The sequence below is a fragment of the Methanobrevibacter sp. genome, from assembly GCF_045541095.1.
Taxonomy (GTDB): Archaea; Methanobacteriota; Methanobacteria; order Methanobacteriales; family Methanobacteriaceae; genus Methanocatella.
The window spans coordinates 1-12,207 of record NZ_JAZQIJ010000160.1 but is presented as its reverse complement, the minus strand read 5'-3'; the positions used below and the strand labels follow the sequence as shown (position 1 = coordinate 12,207).

General features: G+C 34.5%; 2 protein-coding genes. Both read right to left on the bottom strand.

The genetic code is table 11. The annotated features are described in order from the left end of the window. Window positions 1-127: 127 nt before the first annotated feature. The gene (locus tag ACKI2P_RS06765) at window positions 128-6,439 is read right to left on the bottom strand and encodes an Ig-like domain repeat protein (protein ID WP_407376208.1); all 6,312 of its coding nucleotides are present in this window, start codon (window positions 6,437-6,439) and stop codon (window positions 128-130) included. Window positions 6,440-6,552: 113 nt separating this feature from the next. Continuing rightward, a complete protein-coding gene (locus ACKI2P_RS06760; protein ID WP_407376206.1) occupies window positions 6,553-12,150 on the bottom strand; it encodes a C1 family peptidase in 5,598 nt (1,865 codons plus the stop codon). Window positions 12,151-12,207 lie beyond the last annotated feature (57 nt).

Genomic DNA, 12,207 nt, shown 5'->3' with positions numbered 1-12,207 from the left:
AAATAAATTACATACATTTTAATAAATTATTAAAGTAAAATAATGCAGGGTAGTTTATAAATTCCTAAATCACCAAACTGACATCCACATATACTGCTAAAAAAAGGAAAAAAAGTAAAAATTCCATTTATTTTTTAAATTTTATGGTCTTTTTAACTTTGTTTTTTAGATAAGTTACCTGATAGGTGTACTTCTTGCCAACCTTAAGCTTATTATATACATTCTTTTTGATTGTGAAAGTAGCTACACCTTTCTTATTGGTTTTTGCCTTGAATGTCTTCTTGTTAAATTTTAAAGTTAGCTTTTTGCTTTTCAGATATTTGCCGTTGACCTTTTTAAGGGTAACTTTAATCTTGATGGATTTTGCAGACTTTTTGGCATTTACATTCTTGGCTGCAACTATACTTTTTACAACTACCTTATTTGTGGCTTTCAAAGTACCATAGACCGCTTTAACAGTATATGTTTTTGGAATAAATGAAATTTTTAAACTAGCATAACCGTTTGCATCAGTAGTTCTGGTGTAAGTCTTGCCGTTTATTGTAATCTTAACAGTCTGATTAGCAAACCCATTTCCGTCCTTAGTCAATCTAACCTTATAATATTTGCCGCTTGTGTAAAGCATGGACAAGTTAGATCCAGCCAATTTAATCACAGGAACATGTACAACAACTGTTGTACTTTTGACGATTGGAGAATATTTGTCATCTCCTGAATATGCAACTGTAATATTGTGGCTGCCTTCAGCTAATTTTGGAACGTTTACAGTAGCTTTACCATCAATTAAAGTTGCAGTATAGTTTACTCCATCAATTGTAACGGTTAATGTTCCAGTTGCATCACTTGGAAGTGAAATGCTGTAGCTTGACGCTTCACCGGATTCCGGAACCACGATGTCAATGGTTTCATTGCTTGGTGGGACTATTACCTTTGAAACTGCAAATGAAGTAGTGTTTATGCAATCCTCATAGTTATCTGAACTGAATTGTGCGGTAACAGTATAGTTTCCAACTTCAAGATCGGGAACTGAAATAACACATTCACCATTTTTAACCGTGCCTTTGTAGGTTTTACCGTTGATGTCAACTAATACATTACCGTCAACATCATCAAGAATGCTGACATTGATTATTGCAGTTTCACCGACAGTTATATTATTAGCATGAACGATTAAATCTGTTTGAAGCTTTTTAACAGTGAAATTAGATGACACCTCTTGTGCATTAAACCTTAAATCCCCGCCGTAGGTTACTTTAACTGTGTGTACCCCTGACTGTAAACCTGTTAGAGTTTTGGTAATTATTCCCTGGTCTTTGATTGATTGTGTGGAAGAATCATCATCAATTTGAATAGTCAAATCACCGCAGCTCTGATTGTCAACAGTGATAATTACTGTAACATTTTCACCAAATTTAACGTCCTGAACATCAATGTTTACTTTAGGGTCTTTTAGAGGAGCGTTTGTCAATGCAATCAAGCCGTCAGCAGTTGAAATATAAATTATGCCATTTTTATCCATTACCGGAGTTCCTATGATTTCACTTCCGATGTAAGATTTCCATAATGCTTTTCCCTCACTGTCAAATGCGTAAAACATGTCATTTGAACCGACATAAACTGTTCCATCATTTCCAACGAGAATGCCTAATGTGAAAGTCAGATTGGACACTAATGTTTCACTGCCGTCAACAAGGTCATATTTATACAGTTTTCCATTGGCGTTAATTAAATAAAGACCTGATTCATCATCCAATGCCAGGTATTTTCCTGCACCATCGCTTATTGAGGTTTTCCAGATGATACCTCCTTGCGGTGAGATTTCAACAATATTGTTGTCCAGTACTGCATAAATCATATTTCCAGGACCGATTACTGGCCTGATTCCTTGCGTATTTCCTTTAACACTTGACAAGATCTGATTGTTTGTAAGGTCAATTATTTTAATGCTGTCATCACATGCAACTATGGCCAAATTATTCTCTAAGATTACAGGTGCTGAAATCGGACGTGATTTTGCCAGGGAAATTGCAGCAGGATTACCTCCTTTTTCCCAAAGCCTGTATGGAACAATTATCAGTTTATAATCTTCTGATGCATAGATGTATTCGCTTGAAATGAAAACATTTCCATTTGAATCTACGACCGGTTCGAAATAACTTGATCCAAGGTATATGTTGGAGTTTCCGTATTTTTCACCGGTTGTCTGGTTGATGAAATTGAGTGTGTTTCCTGCCTGAGGAATTATTAAAACGTCACGACCTATTGATATTCCTGAAAGATTACCGTCACCGTTTAAAGTTCTGTTCCACACCAGTTTACCATCTTTATTTATAGCAAATACTTCTTTAGAAGTAATTATATAAACATTGCCGTTGCTGTCAATTGCAATATTTCCGACAACTTCACCACTTATTTTGAATTGCCATAGAATTTCACCATTTACTTCACTGTCATAAGGAGATTTGCCAGTATTTTGAGTATCATAACCCTCATTTGACCATTGAGGAACTTCAAAGTCTGAAACAGTGAAACTGATATTGTTTTCGACAGTTTCATAGTTTTCACTTTCCAAAACAGCTGAAACATCATATGTTCCAACTGCCAAATCGGATACAGTTAATAAAACCCTTCCAGTTCTTGGAATTGATTTTGTAGTGCTTTGATTGTTATAACTGATTGTAACAGAACCTGTTACTCCGCTTTTTACAGTCACTTCAATGCTTGCATCATGGCCTATCATGATACTGTTTACATTAATATTTAACGGAGTAGTGTCTTTTGCTACATTAAATGAAGTAGAATTTGTATTTGGTTTGAAAATATTGTCTCCACTGTAATACACATCAACTGTTTTTTCTCCGGAATCAAGTTTTGAAACAGTTAGGATAGCCTGGCCGTTTTCAACCACAGAAGTTTTATTATCACCATTAATGCTGACGGTGACATTTCCGGTTGCTGATTCGTCCAATATTATTTTAACAACTGCATCCTGGCCGTAGACAATATCTTCAACACTGACATGAATGGCAGTATCCAGCTTGTCCACCTCGAATTTTGCTGAATCCTTACTTGAAACGTATTTATAGTCACCGTTATAGATTGCCTGAATATCATAGTCTCCCCTTGAAATAGAAGAGAGTGTATATGTGGCTTTTGAATCAGTTAAAGTTAAGGTTTCTTCTTTATTGTTAATTATCAATGTTATGTTTCCGGTTGCTCCCGGTGTGACATTGACTGTTAGGATTACATCCCTGCCAACTTCAATCTGGCCAACTGACAATGTTGTAGTTGAGTTGTATTTATTGACAGAGAAATAAATGTCTTTTACAACTTTTGAATAGTATTCATCACCTGAATATGTAACAGTTCCCGAATAGTCACCTGAAGCCAAATCGGATAATGTAAATACTGTTTCACCGCCAGTAATATCCTTTGTTTCAGTGATATTTCCAACTTTAACCGTAAGGCTTCCGGTAGCGTCGCCGGATAATTTTATTGTAATTGTCTCATCATTATCAACTGAAATATTTGTGACAGTTACAGTCATTTCCGGTTTTTGTCTGGCTTCAGTGAAGTTTATAACATCACGAACACTTTCATAACTTGCTGTTAGAGTTGCTTCAGCTTCATTTAAAGTGAATTCTGCCTGTGCCATTCCATATACAAGTGTGACTTCTTTCTGGTCGGATTTACCTCCTGTTGTTGAAATGGAAAGTCTGACAGTAGGAAGATTTCCTGAATCCCAATAGGTAATGTTTCCCTCATTTGTGTATGCATTGTTGAGATTAAAGTATACTTGTGCACTTTCACCTAAAAACATTGAGGTGGTATTGGCAGAAACGTTTAAAAATAGCCAATTGTCGCAATGAGATGATGAACTTACAGGTACGCTTGAATTATAATTTTCCTGAGTGTTTCCAAACCAGTTTCCGGTTACATAAATATTTTTAAGGTTTGTAGAGGATTTGGAGTTGAAAAGCACTTTATTGTTGTTTTCATAGACATTTCCTAAAAATATAGAATCTGCAATATGAATTTCAGTGGAAGTTAATATTAAAGCTCCATTTTTACCGGAATCGGTGTTGTTAAGGAATAATGATGATTTAAGGTCAAGTATTCCATTGTCATACATGTAAATTCCGGATGATCCGTCATTTCCTACATTGTTTGTGAATATACAATCTGAGATAAGCAGAGTATTCAATTTGCTTTTATCAAGTGCCTTGAAATAAATGCATCCTTCTTTAACAATATTGTTTGAAAATATTGAATTTGTAATAGCTGTTTTAAATCCTAAAGATGATTTAATCAAAGCATTTGTTTTAGTCGAATCTGCAGTATTTTCTACAAATGCAGAAGAATCTATTACATAATTATTTGCCTGAATTAGTATTCCGTTGTTTTTAACAAATTCCAGATTGCTTGACTCGATTGAACCTCCAGTTTCAATTAAAGTATTATATGTATTTGAATCGAAAGTACAGTTTTCTAAAGTCAGTATTCCGCTTGAATGTTTTATGATTCTTTCAGATGAAGATGATGCCTGTTTTGAATTTTTAAACACAATATTTTTGAGTTCGACATCAACATCACCGAAAGTGAATATGTTGCCTTTAGATGAAAATGTCGCATCTTCACCTGTGATTGATAAATTATAATTAACGTTGAGATTTGTCTCCTTGAATGTTCCGTCAACTATCCAGATGTTACCAGTTGTTCTTGCAAGTTCAACTGCCTTTGCAATTGTTGAAACTGGACTTTCTTTTGATCCGTTATTTGAATCACTGCCTGATTTTTGTGAGACATAAATATATTCTCTAGGCAAACCTACAGAAACCTCGTTACTTTGACTAGTTGATATAGATGGAACTACATAAACTTGGGCTTTTTCAACATTTTTTAAATTCAAAGTAAAATCAGTTGAATTTACAGTCTTGAGATAAACCCCATCCATGTAAACATCATAGCCAGATTTCTCCAAAATATCTGAATCATAGTAATTAGGATACTTAAGAGCAGCATCAATGTGGAGGGTTACCTCATCACCTATCCTATCCTCAGCAGTAAGCTTGAGTTTGGAAAATATCATTGAGTTTGCCAAATAATAGTTATCCCTAAGTTCACACTTGGAGTTGTAGTCAAGCTTAAGTACCAATACATCTTCTACACGAGTATGGTTAATGAATCTGTTTCCTATCAGTGTAACATCAGGTGAACCGTAAAGTGAGCCTTGAGAGATTGCACATATAGCAGTACCTATGGAAGCACTGTTTTTGATGAATGTAGTATTCAATACAGTAAGGTCACCTTCATCCATAATAGATATTGCACCACCACGACCTAAACCTGTAGTAGACTCATTAGTGAATGCCCAGCATAAGTTCTCATTGTTTTCAAACAGGGAGTCTTCAACATGTATGTATGGTGAGTGGAGATACTTACATGCACCTATTGCACCACCACCATTATTGGTAGTACAGTTGTTACCTTTAAATACTGTGTTGAATATCTGTAAGTAACTATATGTATATAGTGCACCACCATTCCAACCTGCAGTATTGTCTGTAAAGTTGGAATCATATATGGTAGTATTTGCACCACCATGTGTATGTATTGCACCTGCCCACCAGAATGCTGCATTTCTGTAGAATGTGGAATTTCTAACCACAAGCACACCACAGTTATTTATACAGCCCGGTTCTGTTCTTGCGAAGTTGCCTTCAAAGTAACAGTCCTGAACAAGACCACGGGCATGAGTGCATATGTCAGTAGGGTCATCTTTAGGATCATATAAACTAAATACACCAAAGTCAGAAGTAATGTTGGTAAATGAGCAGTTGCTTAATGTGACATCACCTCTTAAAAGATAAACGACAGATGAATGTCCTCCGGTCATTGTGATGTTGTCGAAAATACAGTTGTCAATATAGTTGTTTGCATTTCCTGCCATCTGCAGAAATCCTGCGTTAGGCTGAAATTCAGAGGAAATCCATTTAAATGTAATGTCTTTTAATGTAATTCCAATGCCTGAATATTCAGGAACATTAATTGCAAGATAGTTTATGGTTCTTGCATTAGGAGAAGAATCCCCAAAATAAGCTCCTTCACTACCTATGATTGTTACATTATTATTGACTTTAATCTGATAGCTTTCATCGGTTAAATCTGTTGGATAATAACTGGTATTCTCTTTAAGCTTCAAAACATAATTATTATCATCCAAAGAACAGTAATACTGCAAATCATCCCAATTTTCCACTACAATCTCTTCTGATGAACCTACTATTTCATCATCCACAGTCATTTCAATATCTTGGGACAAATCATCACTGATTTGATTTACAGCAGTGTCGTTTAATTCGCTGGCTGATACACTTCCCATTGAAACAATGAAAAAAAGCAGTACCCCCAACAATAAATATTTTTTATATGACCTCATTATTACAACCCACTTTACAAATATTTAATATAACATTAGTATGTATGTAAAAAGAGTTATATAAAGTTTTCAAATATAATTGAAAAAAAATAGAAAAAAGGTTAAATTAACCTTTATTTTTTGATTTTTATGGTGTTTTTGATTTTTGATTTTCCATAAAATGAATAAATCTTATAAGAACCGACCTTCAGTTTTAGCTTAATAGTGATTGTAGCCACACCTTTCTTGTTGGTTTTGGCCACATATTTTTTGCCCTTGATTTTGAAGGTTATTTTTTTACCTTTCAAAGGTTTTCCTTTACTGTTAACAAGTTTAGCCTTGAACTTATAGGATTTGGCTTTTTTCTTGGAAATGTTTTTGGCAGTTAAAACAGGCTTGACAGTAATCTTATTGGATACCTTATATCCCCCATATGTTGTTGTGATTGTGTATTTACCTGATTTCAACTTAATAGCCAATGCAGCATAACCTTTTTTGTCTGTTTTGACATTATGAGTCTTACCGGCTATTTTCATGGATACGATTTTGCCTGCACCGACAGGTTTACCCTCATCATTCAAAATAAGCACCCTGAATTTGGTTCCGCTGAATGCATATATTGCAATGTTCTTATTATTTGTAATTTTTGGATAAACTGTAATGTTTTCGCATAAAACCTGTCCATTTACAGGATTTATGAAAGTAAATACATAAGTTCCAGGTTTTTGTGGGAGTTTGATGTTTAATACACCATTTTCATCAGTGGATGCATTATAATCAATGCCATCCAAAGAATAGGAAACTTCCTTATTGCTTAACGGTGAGCCGTCAATATCCAATAGTTTAACTGAATATGAATCCGCAGTTCTAACCGCACTGTCATTTGTGATGACTGAAGTCATGACATTTATCATATGGCTTGAATTACATCCGAAATAACTGTTTGCAAGGCCGCCATAATCAATTTCAATTGGATACTCACCGTCAGTTAAGTTAACGATTATTGATGCAACACCATTATCATCAGTAGTTCTGATGTACATCCTGCCATTCAATTTAAAGACAACATTTTCATCGTTTAAAGGATTGTTATTTATATCTACCAGTTTTATTTTATATTCCGCACCGCTTTGTGAGTAAGTATTCAAATTATCTGCAATAATCCTGGTATCAGCCATATTGATTGTGAACTCTTCTGATATGTTATCGCAATAATATAAATCGCTATCTAGGGATACATTTAAATCATATTTTCCATTGGAAAGATTATTGACAAGCAAAAAGCATTTTAAATTATCTAAAAGAACAGGATATGTTTTTTCATTGATTTTTACTGTTAGATTTTCACCAATAATCTCAGAAGCATTAATAAATAAATGTATACTGTCAAAAATTTGAACAACCTCTATTTCAAGATCTATTTTGGTTTTAACAGTTATGTTAAATGTTTTAGATGTTTTGAAATAGTTTGTGCTACCTTCAAAATCAGCAATCAAATCATAAACTCCTCCAGTGAGTTTAATTGGAATGAATATATCTCCATTTTCATCACTGATATAACTTCCGGAGAGATTATTAACAGTTACGCTAACTTGCTGATTTGAAATAGGATTTGCGTCAATGTCTGTTAATTTGATTGTATAAATGCCTGAACCGTCATCAAGACATGTGAAATCATCGCCAATGAACTGACTGGCTTTTACATCTACAGTGAAATTGCCAGATACAGGTTCTGATTCATAAACGTTTTCATCCAGATAACATGTGAAGTCATAATTTCCATTATCCAAATTATACAAGTCCAATACTGCAACACCATCCATTATATCGATTTCATGGATAACGTTGTCCACTTTAATAAATGCTGTGCCGTTAATAAGTTTAGATAAATAAATTCCTATAGTGACATTATTTCCAAAACTGTCAGTGCTATAATGAATTTCAACATTCATTTTGATATTGATTTTTGTCAGGTTAGCTGATTTGAAATGATTATCATCTCCATTGAATGCAACTTCCACATCATATTCGCCAGAAGGTAATGTAATCGGAAGGACAACCTGACCGTTTTCGTCAGTTTGCACTGAATGCGCATTTCCATTAATTTTAAATTCAACAGTTCTGTTTGAAAGCGGAATTCCATCATCATCTGTTAAAAATACTGTATAATTTATTGGTTCATCTTCTACAGCTGTCAAATCATCTGCTAATATCAATGTATTTTTAACGTCAACAACAAATTGGCTTTCAAAAGTATTGAAGTCGTATTCATCCGGATTTAAACATAATGTTACGTTATAAACATTATTTTCCAAATCAGATAAGTTCACAACAGCACTTCCGCTGATTGCTTCAAGTTGTTGAGTTTTATTATTGATAATAACAGTCAATGCATCAGTGACATTTTTAGACAACCCAATTATTAAAGAAACATTGTTTGCTTGTCTTTCGACATTCAAATCAAAGTCAACTTTGGTTTTTACTTTAATGTCGGATGAAATTTCACTGCTTAAATAATCATTGTCTCCTGAAAATGTAATATCCAAGTCATAATTGCCCGGATTTAAATGAATAGGCATTACAGCCTGACCGTTGACATCTGTTGTAGAGTTATATGAATTTCCATTTAAAATGAATTCAATTGATTTGTTTGACAATGCAACACCTTGCCAATCAAGCAATGTAACGTTATAATCAATAGCGTCATCATCATTAATCACCAAGTTGTCCGCAACAATCCGAGTCTTTTTAATATCAATTGAAAATGAATAATTCAGGGTTTTGTTCACATAGATTGAATTGATTGGGAAAATCATATTCAAGCATACATTATAGATGCCATAATCCAAATCAGATAAATCAATACTTGAGTTTCCGTTTTCGAATTGAATACTTTGTTCGGAGTCATTTATTGTCAGAACCGCTTCAGCATTGATTTTATCATTTGCAATGAACTCCAAAGTCACATTGTTTAATGTTTTTATAACATTCAAATCAACATCAATATCTGATTTTTCGACCTCGACAGAAGTATAATTCATTGATGAAGCGTAACCGTCCCCTTCAAATATGGCGTATACATCGTTGAAGAGATTTAAAAAATGATATGGAAGTACAGCGACTCCATTTAAAACATCAACATCGTAATTTTCTTCATCGATATTGAATGTTACAACACCACTTTTGACCATATTTCCGTATTGGTCCATGACTGTTGCTGTGACATTTCTAATATCTGATTCCGCCTGGTCAACTGAAAGGTTAAGGATTGTTGTAATTTCAGATAAAAATGTGAATGCTTTGATGCATGCAACCTGTGATGCATAGTTATGGCCTGAATATTGCCAGTTTAGGTTAAAGAGATCCTGCCAGTTTTTACCGTCAACGCTTGTATATGAAATTCCAGGTTTATACATGACTTTATTGAAATTGACTGCTTCTGAAATTGGAAAACCTGCATTGCCTTTAACCATAACATTGAAGACCACTTCAAAGATATCGCCAATCTTTAACGGAATATTTTCATCCAAATCGATTGTATAATAACCAGGATTTGAACTTCCATCTTGTCTCAGCACCAGATTGTCATTTACATATATTGAAACTGTCCAATTTGTGAGATTCATGAAATATGTTGAAACCGCAGCAAGATATTCATCATCACTTGCAGTGAATACGTTCTTATACCAGATGCTTGAAGATTCATTTAAAAAGAAATCTGATTCCCCTGGAATGTCATACTGGTAGTTTTTATCATATCTGATTGTATCATTGAAAATTATTGTATATGATGCATCATAAATTCCAGGCTGAGCGAATTTTGTATCATAATATGATACATAGAAATATCCGTTTTCACCCCAGCTAGGTCCCCAGCTGTTTCTGACAATCCATGCACCATCTCCCGGGATTGAGCTTCCCCATTTGAAGTTGCTTCTTGAATAGTTATCATCCCAACCGACAATGGTTACTTCATGGTTTGTAGCTACATTTGAAAAACAATAGTATCCGTTTGTGGAAGCATCATAATAATTGGAATAATAAGCCATACCTGTTCCGACAGCTCCATACTGCATCAATGCCTTTTTGATTGCATCATTGTCAGTGTAATTGTCACGTTTTAAAAACATTATGTTTTGAACATGAGCAATACTGTTTAAAACAGGAGATAAAATTGATTTATCATCAAGCAAATCTTCCATTTCACTTACAGGACCAAGCCAGCTTGTAAGGTATCCCCATGGCATGTAGTCATATCCCCCATCGTTTGTATTTAAAATCCAACCATAATCAGAATAGCATGCCATGAGATTTTTCATATTCTCTTCAGACAAGTCCAGATTTTCACCGCCTGCCTTTAGAATACATGATTCCAGAACTGCTATAGCAGTAAAAGCCCAGCAGTTACTGCTTGACTCCTGATCTTTAACTGTTGTTGTTAATCCTTCATCATACAGATTGAAATAAGAAGGCAGAGCAGTGATTTGTTGAGGAGTTACCTTATACATTGTGTAATTTGAATTTCCGATGCTAAGGTTTATCAGTGAAGTGTCAAAGACATTGTCACTGAAGTAGGCATGATTGTCTTTATAGAAATTATAAGCAACTATAGGGATTTTCAATTTATTTAAAACTGAATAAACAGCCCCTCCACAGTTTATAGCATGATTATCAAAGAAATTGTTCATCCTCAAAAGCAGACTTGTGGAGTTGTCAACAAAGAGAGCTCCACCGTTACGAGCGGAATTGTTGATGAATTTAGAGCTTGTTAGAGAAAAATCACCATACATATGATATATTGCACCGCCGTCCCAGCTTGCTGTGTTGTTTTCAGCATAGATATTGTTCAAATTCATTGAAGTTTTAAGTGAGGTTATTGCTGAGCCGAATGTTGCTGATGAATTTATAAAATCTGTGTCTTTAACCGTAAGAGAAGATTCCCTGATATAAACCGCTCCTCCGGCATCATTTATGGATTCTGAATTGTAGAATCTTGATTTGGAAATGCTAACATTTCCTGTATTTTCACATGCAATTGCTCCTCCGAAATTGTATGCAAGGTTATTGATGAACACTGAATCACTAATATCCAATGCCCCTGAACCCATATATATTGCACCGCCATATACCGCATAGTTTTCAAGGAAAGTACAGTTTTTCAACTGGACAACTGCATTTGGAAAATCCTGTGGAGTATAGATTGCCCCACCGAAGTTGTTTCCATAGCTGTCATAACGTGAACCGACAGCATATGAAAATACAGAGTTTTCAGCTGTCAGCATGCCGTGATTGGTAATGGACATGTCCATAAAGGTCACATTATGAATGCTCAGATAAGTGGAAACGGTAAATCCTACACCAGGATATGAAATGACAGTCTTTTGCGGATTTGTTCCATAAATGTTAACCCTTTCAATGTTTTTTGCTGTATCAAGTTCATATTCACCATCAGCAAGATACAGATTAGCGTTTGCATGAATCCTGTCTGATGTCAAATATTTATACGGATTTGAAGCAGATCCGTCACCATCCTCTTCAGCTGATGCATTGAAATAATAATCATTGGATGCCTTTAAAACATCATCTTCTACATAAACAGATGCAATATCACTATTGTGTACAATATCTTCGCTTAAAACTGTCTCATTATCCAGAGCAAATGCATTTGGAATAGTTACACACAGCAACAGTAATAATGCAATAAGAATAATTAACTTATTTAATCTCAACAAGTTTTTAACCCCCATATAAAACATCGTTTATACTAATTTAATGTATATTTTTTATAT